We start from the raw sequence: 16,315 nt of genomic DNA, 5'->3' as shown, positions 1-16,315 counted from the left end.
CGGACGCGGCGGTCGCCGGAGGTGCGGGATCGGCCGCCATGGCCGCTGCCGTGGCGCGGCGCTCGGCCGCGATCGCCGATGATCCGATCGTGGTCGTGGGGATGAGCTGCCGGTATCCGGGGGGCGTGGCATCGCCGGAGGATCTGTGGCGCCTGGTCATGGAGGGCGGGGACGCCATCTCGGGCTTCCCGGTGAATCGCGGATGGGACGTCGACGGACTGTTCCATCCCGACCCGGACCATCTGGGTACGTCGTACACGCGGTCGGGTGGATTCCTGCATACGGCTGGGGAGTTCGATCCGGCGTTCTTCGGTATGTCGCCGCGTGAGGCGTTGGCGACGGATTCGCAGCAGCGGTTGCTGCTGGAGGCGTCGTGGGAGGCGATCGAGCGGGCGGGTATCGACCCGGTGTCGCTGAAGGGCACCGCGACGGGCGTGTTCGCCGGAGTGATGTACAGCGACTACACCGCCGTACTGGCGAGCCCCGAGTTCGAGGGCTTCCAGGGCGGCGGCAGCACCAGCCTGGCCTCGGGCCGGGTGTCGTACACGCTGGGGCTTGAGGGTCCGGCGGTGACGGTGGACACCGCGTGTTCGTCGTCGTTGGTGGCGATGCACTGGGCGATGCAGGCGCTGCGGAGCGGTGAGTGCTCGTTGGCGCTGGCCGGCGGTGTGACGGTGATGTCCACACCGACGGTGTTCGTGGACTTCTCCCGTCAGCGTGGGTTGTCGCCTGATGGTCGGTGCAAGGCGTTCTCGGATTCGGCCGATGGTGTGGGCTGGTCGGAGGGTGTGGGGGTGGTGGTGCTGGAGCGGTTGTCGGACGCCCGGCGCAATGGCCATGAGGTGCTTGCGTTGTTGCGTGGGTCTGCGGTGAATCAGGATGGTGCGTCGAATGGTCTGACGGCGCCGAATGGTCCGTCGCAGCAGCGGGTGATCCGGCAGGCGCTCGCGAGTGGTGGGTTGTCTGCGGGTGATGTGGATGTCGTGGAGGCGCACGGCACGGGGACCACTCTTGGTGATCCGATCGAGGCGCAGGCGTTGCTGGCGACGTACGGGCGTGACCGCGATCCGGAGCGTCCGTTGCTTCTCGGGTCGGTGAAGTCGAACATCGGGCATACGCAGGCGGCTGCTGGTGTCGCGGGTGTCATCAAGATGGTGATGGCGATGCGGCACGGGACGGTGCCGCGGACGCTTCACGTTGACGCGCCGTCGTCGCATGTGGACTGGTCGGCGGGTGCGGTGGAGTTGCTGACCGGGGAGACGGTGTGGCCGGAGGTCGACCGTGTCCGGCGTGCGGGGGTGTCGTCGTTCGGTATCAGTGGGACGAACGCGCATGTGATTCTTGAGCAGCCGCCTGTGGTCGTTGAGGGAACGGTGGTCGGCAGCGGCGATGTTCCGGCTTCGGTGATCGAGACGAGTGTGGTGCCGTGGGTGCTTTCGGGCAGGTCGTCGGAGGCGTTGCGGGGTCAGGCGGCGCGTTTGTTGTCGTTGGTGGAGGCTCGGCCGGACCTGCGGCCGGTGGATGTCGGGTTCTCGTTGGCGACGGGTCGTTCGGTGTTTGATCATCGTGCGGTGGTGCTGGCGGGTGATGCCGGTGAGGCGGTGCGGGCTCTGGCGGCGGTGGCTGCGGGGGAGTCCGATCCGTTGGCGGTCTCGGGTTCGGTCGCCGGTGGGAGGTCGGCGGTGCTGTTCTCGGGTCAGGGTTCGCAGCGGCTGGGTATGGGGCGTGAGTTGTACGGGCGGTTCCCGGTGTTCGCGGAGGGGCTGGATTCCGTACTGGGCTTGTTGGACGGCGAGTTGGGTCGTGAGCTGGGTGGCCGGTCGCTTCGGGGGGTGATCTGGGGTGAGGATGCCGCGGCGTTGAACGCGACGGGCTGTGCGCAGCCTGCGTTGTTCGCGGTTGAGGTGGCGTTGTTCCGGTTGGTGGAGTCGTGGGGTGTGCGGCCGGACTTCGTGGCGGGCCATTCGATTGGTGAGATCGCCGCCGCCCACGTGGCGGGGGTGTTCTCGTTGGAGGACGCCTGTCGTCTGGTGGTGGCGCGGGGCTTGCTGATGCAGGCATTGCCGGCGGGCGGTGCGATGGTGGCGGTCCAGGCCGCCGAGGACGAGGTTGTTCCGTATCTCTCCGATGGAGTCGCGATCGCGGCGGTCAATGGTCCGTCCTCCGTGGTGATCTCCGGCGCGGAGGATGCCGTCCTGGAGGTGGCGGCCCAACTGGAGGCCTTGGGTCGTAAGTCGAGTCGTCTTCGGGTGTCGCATGCGTTTCATTCGCCGCTGATGGATCCGATGCTGGGGGAGTTCCGGGCGGTCGTGGAGGGGCTGACCTTCCAGCCTCCGCGTATTCCGGTCGTGTCCAATCTGACGGGCGGGCTCGCCTCCGCCGAGGAGCTGTGCTCTCCGGAGTACTGGGTACGGCATGTCCGCGAGGCCGTCCGCTTCGCCGACGGCGTGCGCTGCCTGGACGCAGCAGGCGTAAGGAAGTTCGTGGAGCTGGGCCCGGACGGCGTTCTCTCCGCACTGGCACGCGAGTCCGCCGGGGACGACGCCGTTGTGGTGCCTGTTCTGCGTAAGGACAGGCCGGAGGAGCTGGCCGCCGCCACCGCGTGGGCGCGACTGCATGTGCAGGGCGTGCCCATGGAACGGGAGGCCGTGTTCGCCGGAACCGGTGCGGTACGGGTCGAGTTGCCCACGTACGCCTTCCAGCACCAGTGGTTCTGGCCGACCGGTCCGCTCGGCGGTACGGGCGACATGCGAGCGGCGGGCCTGGGCTCGGCCGGGCATCCGTTGCTGGGTGCGACGGTCGAGCTGGCCGAGGGCGAAGGTGTGTTGCTCACTGGTCGGTTGTCGGTGCGGTCGCATGGTTGGCTTGCTGATCATGTGGTGCTGGGTCGGGTGTTGTTGCCGGGGACGGCGTTGTTGGAGTTGGCGTTCCGGGCGGGTGACGGGGTCGGTTGTGACCGGGTGGAGGAGTTGACGCTTGCGGCGCCGCTCGTGCTGCCTGAGCTGGGTGCGGTTCAGGTGCAGGTTCGTGTCGGTGTTGCCGATGAGGTCGGTCGGCGTGCGGTCACGGTGCATTCCCGTCCTGACGGGGGCGATGAGCCGTCGTGGACACAGCATGCGACCGGTGTGCTGGCCAGTGGGGCCCATGAGCCGGTCACCGGGTTCGATGCCGTGGTGTGGCCGCCCGTGGGTGCCGAGGTGCTGGCGGTGGAGGGCTGCTATGAGCGGTTCGAGGAGCTCGGTTTTGTCTACGGTCCGATGTTCCAGGGTCTTCGTGCGGTCTGGCGTTGTGACGGTGAGATCTTCGCCGAGGTGAGTCTGCCGGAGGGTATCGAGGCGGGAGCGTACGGTCTGCATCCGGCGCTGTTCGACTCGGCCCTGCACGCTTCGCTCCTGGCGGGTGACAGCACCCGAGAAGGCGGAGGTCTGCCGTTCTCGTGGGAGGGTGTGTCCCTGCACGCGACGGGCGCCACGGCACTTCGCGTACGGATCACTCCCGCCGGTCACGACACACTCTCGGTGGAGGTCGCCGACACGGCGGGCCGGCCCGTTGCCTCCGTCGATTCGCTGCGCGTACGGCCCGTCTCGGGCGAACAGCTGAGCGGCGGCAGCGCGGGGGCGACCCACGACGCGCTGTTCGGAGTGGGATGGGTACCGGTGGCGCTGCCGGCCGAATCCGCCGTTCGTACGGTCGCGTTGATCGGCCCGGATGTCGTCGGGCTCGCCGAAGGACTGGCACGTACGGGCGTCGAGCTCGTCAGGCACGGGGATCTGACGTCACTCGCGGCCGGGTCGGCCCCGGTGCCGGATGCGGTGCTGGTGGGCGTGTCCAGTGCGTACGGCGCCGAAGTCACCGACTCCGTCCGGGCGTTGACCGCCGACGCGCTGGCCCTGGTGCAGAAGTGGCTGGCCGAGGAGCGATTCGCCGGCTCCCGGCTGGTGTTCGTCACCACCGGGGCCGTCGCCGGAGGTGGTGAGGAGGTCGCGGATGTGGCGGCGGCCTCGGTCTGGGGCCTGGTGCGCTCCGCGCAGACGGAGAACCCTGGCTGCTTCGGGCTGGTCGACCTGGACTCCGCCGAGTCCTCGGCGACGTTGCTGCCGCGCGTACTCGGTGTCGAGGAACCACAACTGCTCGTCCGTGACGGTGGGATCCGCGCCGGGCGCCTGACCCGAGTGACCGTGACCGAGGCCAGGTCCGAACTCAGGTCCGGGTCCGAGACGGTCGGCTCCGCCTGGGATCCCGAAGGTACGGTACTGATCACCGGCGGCACGGGCGGTCTGGGCGGGGTGCTGGCCCGTCATCTGATCGGTCAGCGGGGCGTACGGCATCTGCTGCTGACCAGTCGTCGTGGGCCCGCGGCGGAAGGTGCCGAGGATCTGGCGGCCGAGCTGACCGCCCGGGGTGCGCATGTGTCGGTCGCCGCGTGCGATGTGGCCGATCGGGACGCGCTGGCCGGGCTGCTGGCGTCGGTGCCGGCCGAGCATCCGCTGACGGCCGTGATCCACACGGCGGGTGTACTGGACGACGGTGTGATCGGTTCGCTCACCCCGGAGCGGCTGGACCGTGTGCTGCGGCCGAAGGCGGACGCGGCCTGGCATCTGCACGAGCTGACTCGTGAGCTGGATCTCGCCGCGTTCGTGGTGTTCTCCTCGGTGGCCGGTACGTTCGGGGGCGCCGGACAGGCCAACTACGCGGCGGGCAACGCCTTTCTGGACGCGCTCGCCGCCCATCGGCGGGCCGAGGGACTGCCGGGCCTGTCGCTCGCCTGGGGTGCGTGGGACCAGGTCGCAGGCATGACCGGCGGACTTGACGCGCGGGATGTGCGCAGGGCCGCCGACGCCGGTATGCCACTGCTGCCGGTGGAACAGGGCCTCGCGCTCTTCGACGCGGCGCTCGCGACCGGCGAGGCCGTCGTCGTACCCGTACGGCTCGATCTCCCGGTGCTGCGTGCCCTGGGCACCGTACCGGCGCTGCTTCGCGGTCTGGTGCGGACACCGTCGCGCCGGACGGCGACCGCGGCTTCGGGCGCGGACGGCGCTCTGGTGCGCCGGCTGGGCGCGCTGGAGCCCGCCGACCGCAAGGAAGTGGTGCTGGATGTCGTACGGGCCCAGGCGGCCCTGGTACTGGGACACGCGAGCGGTGCCGACATCGACTCGGGGCGGGCGTTCCGTGACCTCGGCTTCGACTCGCTGACGGCGGTGGAGCTGCGGAACCGGCTCGGCACCGCCACGGGTCTGCGTCTGCCGGCCACGATGGCCTTCGACTATCCGACGCTGTCGGCGCTGGCGGACCATCTGCTCGCCGAACTGCTCGGCTCCGAGCCGGAGTCGTCCGTCCCGGTGTCGTCGCTGCCGCCGGTGGCCGACGATCCGATTGTGCTGGTCGGCATGGCCTGCCGGTTCCCGGGCGGTGTGGCGTCACCGGAGGATCTGTGGCGTGTGGTCACCGAGGGCACCGATGTGATCTCGGACTTCCCGGTCAATCGCGGATGGGACGTCGACGCGTTGTTCGACCCGGACCCGGACCACAGTGGGACTTCCTACACGCGGTCGGGTGGATTCCTGCATACGGCTGGGGAGTTCGATCCGGCGTTCTTCGGTATGTCGCCGCGTGAGGCGTTGGCGACGGATTCGCAGCAGCGGTTGCTGCTGGAGACCTCGTGGGAGGCGATCGAGCGGGCGGGTATCGACCCCGTATCGCTGCGCGACAGCCAGACGGGCGTGTTCGCCGGGGTGATGTACAACGACTATGGCACCACCCTCAGCGGTGAGGAGTTCGAGGGCTTCCAGGGTCAGGGCAGTGCGGGCAGTGTGGCCTCGGGCCGGGTGTCGTACACGCTGGGGCTTGAGGGTCCGGCGGTGACGGTGGACACCGCGTGTTCGTCGTCGTTGGTGGCGATGCACTGGGCGATGCAGGCGTTGCGGAGCGGTGAGTGCTCGTTGGCGTTGGCGGGTGGTGTGACGGTGATGTCGACTCCTGGGACGTTTGTGGAGTTTTCGCGTCAGCGTGGGTTGTCGCCTGATGGTCGGTGCAAGGCGTTCTCGGATTCGGCTGATGGTGTGGGCTGGTCGGAGGGTGTGGGGGTGGTGGTGCTGGAGCGGTTGTCGGACGCCCGGCGCAATGGCCATGAGGTGCTTGCGTTGTTGCGTGGGTCTGCGGTGAATCAGGATGGTGCGTCGAATGGTCTGACGGCGCCGAATGGTCCGTCGCAGCAGCGGGTGATCCGGCAGGCGCTTGCCAGTGGTGGGTTGTCTGCGGGTGATGTGGATGTCGTGGAGGCGCACGGCACGGGGACCACTCTTGGTGATCCGATCGAGGCGCAGGCGTTGCTGGCGACATACGGGCGTGACCGTGATCCGGAGCGTCCGTTGCTGCTGGGTTCGGTGAAGTCGAACATCGGGCATACGCAGGCGGCTGCTGGTGTGGCGGGTGTCATCAAGATGGTGATGGCGATGCGGCACGGGACGGTGCCGCGGACACTGCATGTGACCGAGCCGTCGTCGCACGTGGACTGGTCGGCGGGCGCGGTCGAGCTGCTGACCGAGCAGACCGTATGGCCGGAGGAAGGCCGCGTACGGCGCGCGGGGGTGTCGTCCTTCGGTATCAGTGGCACGAACGCGCATGTCATTCTGGAGCAGCCGTCGGAAGTGCCCGAGACGGTGGCGACGCAGACTCCCACGGAGAACCCGGCCGAAGCGGTGACGGTTCCCTGGGTGCTTTCGGGTAGGACGCCGGAGGCGTTGCGGGGTCAGGCGGCGCGTTTGTTGTCGTTGGTGGAGGCTCGGCCGGACGTGCGGCCGGTGGATGTCGGGTTCTCGTTGGCGACGGGTCGTTCGGTGTTCGAGCATCGTGCGGTGGTGCTGGCGGCCGGCTCCGCTGATGCGGCGCGTGCGCTGGTGGCGGTGGCCGCCGGTGAACCGGATCCGTTGGCGGTCTCGGGTTCGGTCGCCGGTGGGAGGTCGGCGGTGCTGTTCTCGGGTCAGGGTTCGCAGCGGCTGGGTATGGGGCGTGAGCTGTACGGTCGGTTCCGCGTCTTCGCCGAGGCGTTCGATGCCGTACTCACCTCGCTGGAAGGCCAGTTGGGCCGTTCGCTCCGTGAGGTGATCTGGGGCGAGGACATCGAAGCGCTGAATGAGACGGCCTCCACTCAGCCCGCGTTGTTCGCGATCGAGGTGGCGCTGTTCCGGTTGGTGGAGTCGTGGGGCATCAGGCCCGACTTCGTGGCGGGCCATTCGATTGGCGAGATCGCCGCGGCTCATGTGGCGGGTGTGTTCTCGTTGGAGGATGCCTGTCGTCTGGTGGTCGCGCGGGGCTTGTTGATGCAGGCGCTTCCGGCCGGTGGTGCGATGGTCGCCGTCCAGGCCACCGAGGACGAGATCGTCCCCTGTCTCTCGGACCGGGTGTCGATCGCAGCGGTCAATGGTCCGTCCTCCGTGGTCATCTCCGGTGACGAGGACGCCGTCCTGGAGCTGGCCGTCCGGCTGGCGGACCAGGGACGTAAAACCAACCGCCTTCGGGTCTCGCACGCGTTCCACTCGCCGCTGATGGACCCCATGCTGGACGAGTTCCGTACGGTGGCCGAAGGGCTGGCCTTCCAGCCTCCTCGTATTCCGGTGGTGTCGAATCTGACGGGCGGGCTCGCGTCGGCCGAGGAGCTGTGCTCTCCGGAGTACTGGGTACGGCATGTCCGCGAGGCCGTCCGCTTCGCCGACGGCGTCACCACGCTCACGGCGCAAGGTGTCGCGGCCTTCGTGGAGCTGGGCCCGGACGGCGTGCTCTCCGCTCTCGTGCGGGAGGGCGCGGGAGACGCCGCCGCTGTGGTGCCGGTCCTCCGGAAGGACAGGCCGGAGGAGCTGGCCGCCGTCACCGCGCTGGCTCAGTTGCACACGCATGGTGTGACGGTGGACTGGGGCCGGTTCTTCGTCGGAACCGGTGCGCGGCGGGTGGAGTTGCCCACGTACGCCTTCCAGCACCAGTGGTTCTGGCCGACCGGTCCGCTCGGCGGAACGGGCGACATGCGGGCCGCGGGCCTGGGCCCGGCCGGACATCCGTTGCTGGGCGCCGCGGTCGAACTGGCCGAGGGCGAGGGAATGCTCTTCACCGGCCGTCTCTCGGTCGGAACACATCCATGGCTCGCCGATCATGTGGTGATGGGCCGGGTGCTGCTGCCGGGAACCGCTCTGCTGGAGCTGGCGTTCCGGGCGGGCGACGAGGTCGGCTGCGACCGGGTGGAGGAGCTGACGCTCGCGGCGCCGCTCACACTGCCGGCGCGTGGCGCGGTTCAGACACAGGTACGGGTCGGCGCCGCCGACGACAAGGGCCGGCGTACGGTCACCATCCACTCCCGGCCCGAGGGCGCCGCTGACGTGCCGTGGACACAGCACGCGACGGGCGCACTGGCCGTCGGCGTCCAGGAGCCGGCCACCGGCTTCGACGCCACGGTGTGGCCGCCGAGGGGCGCCGAGGCGCTGGAACTCGACGGCTGCTACGAGCGGTTGGCGGAGATCGGCTTCGTGTACGGTCCGGTCTTCCAGGGTCTTCGTGCCGCCTGGCGCCGTGACGGTGAGATCTTCGCCGAGGTGAGCCTGCCCGAGGGCACCGAGGCGGGAGCGTACGGTCTGCACCCGGCGCTGCTCGACTCCGCCCTGCACGCCTCGCTCCTGGCGGGCGACAGCGCGCGGGAAGGCGGAGGTCTGCCGTTCTCGTGGGAGGGCGTGTCGCTGTTCGCGACCGGTGCCTCGGTGCTGCGTGTACGGATCGCACCGGCCGGCGGCAAGGACGCCGTGTCGATCGCGGTCGCGGACACCTCCGGCGCTCCGGTGGCCTCCGTCGACTCGCTCCTGGTACGAGCCGTGTCGAGCGACGGGCTCGGTGACATCGGGATCCTTGCCACCAACGCACTGTTCCAGCTTGCCTGGGCCCCTGTGGCCCCTGCTCCGGACGTCCCGCCGTCGGTCGCCGTCCTCGGGGCCGACGTGCTGGATCTCGCCGAACCGCTGGCGGGACCGGGTCTCCTGGTCGGGACATACGACGATCTCGCGTCGCTGGCGACGGGGGAGGGGCCGGTGCCGGACACCGTCCTGGTGGGACTGGTGGGACTTGCGGGCGATTCCGACGGCCAGGTCGTGGAGTCCGCGCACACGCTGACGGCGAGCGCGCTGGCCCTGGTACAGGAGTGGCTGGCCGAGCAGCGGTTCGCGGACTCCCGGCTGGTGTTCGTCACCCGGGGCGCGGTCGGGGGCACCGGCGAGGGCGGCGATGGTGAGGCCCGTGCCGTCGATGTGGCGGCGGCCTCCGTCTGGGGCCTCGTACGTTCCGCGCAGACGGAGAACCCGGGCTCCTTCGGGCTGCTGGATCTCGACTCCGGCACGGCGTCGCTCACCGCGCTGCCGCACGCGCTCGGTATGGACGAGCCCGCCCTGCTGATCCGTGACGGTGAGATCTCCGCCGGACGCCTTGTCCGTACGACCGTCCCCTCGGGCGCCGATATCGAGGCCGCCACCGCTCCCGCTACCGATGTCGAGGCCGCTGCCGACGGCGGTACGGGCCCGGTCTGGGACCCCGACGGTACGGTACTGATCACCGGCGGCACAGGCGGCCTGGGCGGTGTGTTCGCGCGGCATCTGGTCACCGAACGAGGAGTCCGCCGCCTGCTGTTGGCGAGCCGACGAGGTACTGAGGCCCCCGGCGCGGCCGAACTGGTCGCCGAACTCACTTTGTACGGTGCCCAGGTGACGGTTGCCGCGTGCGACGCGGCGGACCGGGAGGCGCTGGCCGGGCTGTTGGCGTCGGTGTCGGCCGAGCATCCGCTGACGGCCGTGATCCATACGGCGGGCGTGCTGGACGACGGCACTGTCGGCTCGCTGACGGCCGAGCGGATCGACGCCGTGCTGCGCCCCAAGGCCGACGCGGCCTGGCATCTGCACGAACTGACCCAAGATCTCGGCCTCGCCGCGTTTGTCGTCTTCTCCTCCGTGGCGGGTCTCCTCGGCGGCGCCGGGCAGGCCAACTATGCCGCCGCGAACACCTTCCTCGACGCACTGGTCGAACGCCGAAGGGCCGAGGGCCTGCCGGGCGTATCGCTGGCCTGGGGCCCCTGGGACCGGATCGGAGGCATGACCGGCGGCGGTATGACGGGCGGCGGTATGACGGGCGCTGTCACCGAGTCGGACATGCGGAGGTTGGCGCGCTCGGGCATGCCACCGCTCTCCGTCGACCAGGGTGTGGCGCTCTTCGATGCCGCGCTCGCCACGGGCCTGACGGCTCTCGTCCCCGTACGGCTGGATCTTCCCGCGCTCCGCGCGCAGGGCGAAGTACCGTCCGTACTCAGGGCGTTGATCCCGGCACGTTCGCGCCGGAGCGCGGTGACCGGATCGGCCACCGCGACCGGTCTGATCGCTCGGCTGGCCGGACTCACCGCCGTGGAGCGACGGGAAGCCCTTCTGGATCTCGTGCGGAGTCAGGTCGCCCTGGTGCTCGGACACGCCGACGGTGGAGCCGTCGACGCCGTATCCCAGTTCCGGGACCTGGGCTTCGACTCGCTGACGGCGATCGAACTGCGTAACCGGCTGAGTACGGTCACCGGCCTGCGCCTCACCGCCACGCTGATCTTCGACTACCCGACCGCGACGGCTCTGGCGGACCATCTACGCGACGAGCTGTTCGGGAGCGAGGCCGAGACCGAGGCGTCTGTCCCGCTCCGGCTTCTGCCGTCGACAGCGGACGATCCGATCGTGGTCGTGGGGATGAGCTGCCGGTTCCCGGGCGGGGTGGCGTCGCCGGAGGATCTGTGGCGGCTGGTCACCGAGGGCACGGACGCGATCTCCGAGTTCCCGGCCAATCGTGGCTGGGACGTGGAGTCGCTCTACCACCCGGACCCGGACCACGCCGGTACGTCGTACACCCGCTCGGGCGGATTCCTCCAGAGCGCAGGCGATTTCGATCCGGTGTTCTTCGGTATGTCGCCGCGTGAGGCGTTGGCGACGGATTCGCAGCAGCGGTTGCTGCTGGAGGCGTCGTGGGAGGCGATCGAGCGGGCCGGTATCGACCCGCACTCACTGCGCGACAGCCAGACGGGCGTGTTCGCGGGGGTGATGTACAGCGACTACGGAACGACGCTGAACGGCAAGGAGTTCGAGGGCCATCAGGGCCAGGGCAGTGCGGGCAGCGTGGCCTCGGGCCGGGTGTCGTACACCTTCGGTTTCGAAGGTCCCGCGGTGACGGTGGACACGGCGTGTTCGTCGTCGCTCGTCGCGATGCATCTGGCCGCTCAGGCGTTGCGGGGCGGTGAGTGCTCGTTGGCGTTGGCGGGTGGTGTGACGGTGATGTCGACTCCTGGGACGTTTGTGGAGTTTTCGCGTCAGCGTGGGTTGTCGCCTGATGGTCGGTGCAAGGCGTTCTCGGATTCGGCTGATGGTGTGGGCTGGTCGGAGGGTGTGGGTGTGGTGGTGCTGGAGCGGTTGTCGGATGCGCGGCGTCGTGGTCATGAGGTGCTTGCGTTGTTGCGTGGGTCTGCGGTGAATCAGGATGGTGCGTCGAATGGTCTGACGGCTCCGAATGGTCCGTCGCAGCAGCGGGTGATCCGGCAGGCGCTTGCGAGTGGTGGGTTGTCTGCGGGTGATGTGGATGTCGTGGAGGCGCACGGCACGGGGACCACGTTGGGTGATCCGATCGAGGCGCAGGCGTTGCTGGCGACGTACGGGCGTGACCGCGATCCGGAGCGTCCACTGCTTCTCGGGTCGGTGAAGTCGAACATCGGGCATACGCAGGCGGCTGCTGGTGTGGCTGGCGTGATCAAGATGGTGATGGCGATGCGGCACGGGGTTCTGCCTCGGACGCTTCACGTTGACGCGCCGTCGTCGCATGTGGACTGGCAGGCGGGCGCGGTGGAACTGCTCACCGAGCAGACCGTATGGCCCGAGGCGGACCATGTACGGCGTGCCGGTATCTCGTCGTTCGGCATCAGCGGTACAAACGCTCACGTCATCCTTGAGCAGCCGACGGTCGTCACCGAGACCGAGGCAGGGACGTCCACGGAGAACCCGGCCGAAGCGGTGACGGTTCCCTGGGTGCTTTCGGGCAGGACGCCGGAGGCGTTGCGGGGGCAGGCGGCGCGTTTGTTGTCGTTGGTGGAGGCACGGCCGGACGTGCGGCCGGTGGATGTCGGGTTCTCGTTGGCGACGGGTCGTTCGGCGTTCGAGCATCGTGCGGTGGTGCTGGCGGCCGGCTCCGCTGATGCGGCGCGTGCGCTGGCGGCGGTGGCCGCCGGTGAACCGGATCCATTGGCGGTCTCGGGCTCGGTCGCCGGCGGGAAGTCGGCGGTGCTGTTCTCGGGTCAGGGTTCGCAGCGGCTCGGTATGGGCCGTGAGCTGTACGGGCGATTCCCGGTGTTCGCGGAGGCGTTCGACTCGGTACTGACTGTGCTGGACGGCCAGTTGGGCGGGTCGCTGAGGGATGTGATCTGGGGCGAGGACGCCGAAGCGCTGAATGGGACGGCCGTCACGCAGCCCGCGCTGTTCGCGATCGAGGTGGCGCTGTTCCGGCTGGTCGAGTCGTGGGGCATCAGGCCCGACTTCGTGGCGGGCCATTCGATCGGTGAGATCGCCGCCGCCCATGTGGCCGGTGTCCTCTCGCTGGAGGACGCCTGCGCTCTTGTCGTGGCCCGTGGATCCCTGATGCAGGCGTTGCCGGCCGGTGGTGCGATGCTCGCGGTCCAGGCCACCGAGGACGAGGTCGCCTCGTATCTCTCGGACCGGGTGTCGATCGCGGCGGTCAATGGTCCGTCCTCGGTGGTGATCTCCGGCGCGGAGGGCGCGGTCCTGGAGGTGGCGACCCAACTGGAGGCCCTGGGACGGAAGTCGAGTCGTCTTCGGGTGTCGCACGCGTTCCATTCGCCGCTGATGGATCCGATGCTGGCGGAGTTCCGAGCGGTTGTGGAGGGGCTGGTGTTCCGGGCGCCTCGTATTCCGGTGGTGTCGAATCTGACGGGCGGGCTCGCGTCGGCCGATGAGCTGTGTTCTCCGGAGTACTGGGTACGGCATGTCCGCGAGGCCGTCCGCTTCGCCGACGGCGTACGGACTCTGGCCGAGCAAGGCGTGACCGCCTTCCTGGAGCTGGGTCCCGACGGGGTTCTGTCCGCCATGGCTCAGGAGTGCGCGCCGGAAGCGGCCGTGACCGTACCGATCCTCCGCAGGAACCGGGACGAGGAGCTGACCGCTCTCACCGCGCTGGCTCAGCTGCATACGCGCGGTGTGACGGTGGACTGGGGCCGGTTCTTCGCCGGAACCGGTGCGCGGCGGGTGGAGTTGCCCACATACGCCTTCCAGCACCAGTGGTTCTGGCCGGCCGCCTCGCTGTCCGGAGCCGGTGACATGCGCGCGGCGGGGCTCGGTTCCGCCGGGCATCCGCTGCTGGGCGCGGCCGTCGAACTGGCCTCCGGTCAAGGCGTGTTGTTCACCGGTCGGCTCTCCGTGCAGTCGCATCCATGGCTCGCCGACCACAGGGTGATGGGCCGGACCCTGCTGCCCGGGACCGCCCTGCTGGAGCTGGCTGTCCGAGCGGGTGACGAGGTGGGCGGCGACCGGGTCGAGGAGCTGACGCTCGCGGCACCGCTGGTCCTGCCCGAGCGCGGGGCCGTACAGGTACAGGTCGCCGTAGGCACTCCCGACGGGTCGGGCCGTCGCACGCTGGGCATCTACTCACGGCCCGAGGATGCCGTCGACGCGCCGTGGACGCAGCATGCCACGGGCACGCTGAGCACCGGCGGCCCCATCGGCGGTACCGGGACGGCGCACACCGGCTTCGACGCCACGGTGTGGCCGCCGAGGGGCGCCGAGGCGCTGGAACTCGACGGCTGCTACGAGCGGTTCGCGCAGTTCGGTTTCGCGTACGGACCGGTGTTCCAAGGGCTCCGAGCCGCGTGGCGTCGCGACGGTGAGATCTTCGCCGAGGTGAGCCTGCCCGAGGGCAGCGAGGCGGGGGAGTACGGTCTGCATCCGGCCCTCCTCGACTCGGCCCTGCACGCGTCCCTGCTCGCCGATGACGGCCAGGAGGGCACCGGAGGTCTGCCGTTCTCGTGGGAGGGCGTCTCGCTGCACGCGACGGGCGCTTCCGCTCTACGGGTACGGATCGCTCCGTCCGGAGGCAAGGACGCGGTGTCGATCGCGGTCGCGGACACCTCCGGGGCCCCGGTCGCCTCCGTCGACTCGCTGCTCGTACGGGCCGTGTCCGGCGAGCAGTTGCCCCCGTCCGAGGGAAGCGGCACGGACGCGCTGTTCGCGGTGGAGTGGATCCCCGTCACAGCCGGTTCGGCCGTGCCCGGGGTGGTGGCCCTCGTCGGGCCGGACCATTTCGGGCTCGCCGGCGCTGTCACCGCGTCGGGCCCGAGTGTCGAGGCGTACGACGATCTGGCGTCGCTCGCGGCGGCGGACGGCCCGGTGCCGGATGTGGTGCTGGTTCCGGTGCGCGGTGAGACGGCCGATGCGGCTTCCGGTGGCGATGCCGTGCCCGGATCCGTACGCGCCGTCCTGGCCAGGACGCTGGAGCAGGTGCGGCACTGGGCGACCGAGGTCCGGTTCGCCGGATCGCGTCTGCTGTTCGTCACCCGGTGCGCGGTGGCGGTGGACGGCGGCGGTGTGTCCGATCTTGCGGCGGCTGCCGTCTGGGGCCTGGTGCGGTCGGCGCAGTCGGAGAATCCGGGCTGCTTCGCCCTGCTCGATCTCGGCCCGGCGGCCGGTTCCGGGGATACGGCGCCCGCCCTCGACGGCCTCACCCGTCTCGGGGAAGCTCTCGGCTCGGACGAACCCCAACTGGTGCTCCGGGGGCGCGAGATCAGGGCCGCGAGGCTCGAACGCGCACCCCTCCCGGCCCCGGTCACGGAGGATGCCCCGACCGACGCGTCCTCCCTGACCGACCCGACCTACTCGACCGACCCGACCGCCCCGCCACTCCGGCCGGCGCGTCCACCCCCGTCACCCCGGCCACCTGGGAGCGAGGCGGCACAGTCCTCCTCACCGGTGGAACCGGCGGGCTCGGCGCAGTCCTCGCCCGGCACCTGGTCGCGGAGCGCGGCGTACGGAGGCTGCTGTTGCTCAGCCGCCGAGGCATCGGCGCCGAGGGTGCCCAGGACCTCGTCCACGAGTTGACCGGCCTCGGGGCCGAGGTGACCGCCGCCGCCTGTGATGTCGCCGACCGCGCCGCGCTGGCCGGCGTACTGGCCGCGGTGCCCGCCGAGCATCCGGTGACGGCCGTGGTGCACGCGGCGGGTGTGCTGGACGACGGCACCATCGGCTCGCTGACACCCGAGCGGCTGGACACCGTCCTGCGTCCCAAGGCCGACGCCGCCTGGCATCTGCACGAACTGACGCGGGACCTCGATCTCACCGCGTTCGTCGTGTTCTCGTCCGTGGCCGGTGTGTTCGGCGGTGCGGGCCAGGGCAACTACGCCGCCGCCAACACCTTCCTGGACGCGCTGATGGCGCACCGCGCGGACGAGGGTCTGCCCGGCGTATCGCTGGCATGGGGTCCGTGGGAGGGGTCGGGCGGGATGACCGGCACCGTGTCCGAGGCGGACATGCGACGGCTGGCGCGCTCGGGCATGCCGCCGCTCCCCGCCGCCCGGGGCGTGGAGCTCTTCGACGCGGTGGCCACCGGCACCCGGGCGCTGATGGTCCCCGTACAGCTGGACCTGCCGGCCCTGCGGGCCGCCCGGGGTGAGATCCCGCCGCTGCTCCGGAGCCTCATCCGTACGACCTCCCGGCGGTCCGCCACGGCCACGGCCGCTCCGCGGGCGGCGGACACGCTCGCACGACGGCTGACCGGGCTGACCGACGAGGAGCGCCGTGAGGTACTGCTGAAACTGGTACGGGACCAGGCCGCCGTGGTGCTCGGACACACGGACGGGACGGCGATCGGGGCCACGCGCCAGTTCCAGGAACTCGGCTTCGACTCGCTGACGGCGGTGGACTTCAGGAACCGGCTCAACGCCGCGACCGGACTGCGCCTGCCCGCCACCCTCCTGTTCGACCACCCCACGGCGGCCGATGTCGTGGACCATCTCCACTCCCAGCTCGTCACGGAGGAGGTCACCGGGACCGGCTCCGTACTCGCCGGGCTCGACCAGTTGGAGAAGGCGATCGCGGAACTGACCGTCGACGCACAGGAGTTCAAGCATGTCGCCGGACGGATCGAGGTGCTGAGGACGAAGTGGGCGGCGCTGCGCCGCGAACCTGCGGACGGCACGGGCGAGTTCGATCTCGACGCGGCGTCGGACGACGACGTGTTCGCGCTTCTCGACGACGAACTGGGTTTGTCCTGA

General features: G+C 70.2%; 2 protein-coding genes (1 of these 2 running past the window's edge). Both read left to right on the top strand.

Annotated elements, in window-relative coordinates:
* Positions 1-15,143, top strand: partial view of a type I polyketide synthase gene (locus tag BFF77_RS36735; RefSeq protein WP_066946525.1) — the end only. 17,128 nt of this gene lie to the left of the window's left edge; 15,143 of the gene's 32,271 nt are visible here — the last part of the coding sequence; its start codon lies beyond the left edge, outside the window; it ends in the stop codon at positions 15,141-15,143.
* Entirely contained in the window at positions 15,053-16,315 is a 1,263-nt protein-coding gene (locus BFF77_RS09950; RefSeq protein WP_245703340.1) for a type I polyketide synthase, read from the top strand. The genes BFF77_RS36735 and BFF77_RS09950 overlap by 91 nt, the downstream gene beginning before the upstream one ends.

It is taken from the genome of Streptomyces lushanensis (assembly GCF_001700515.1).
Classification (GTDB): domain Bacteria; phylum Actinomycetota; class Actinomycetes; order Streptomycetales; family Streptomycetaceae; genus Streptomyces; species Streptomyces lushanensis.
Note: the sequence above shows the minus strand (reverse complement) of the source record. Positions and strands in the feature narration are given on the sequence as shown.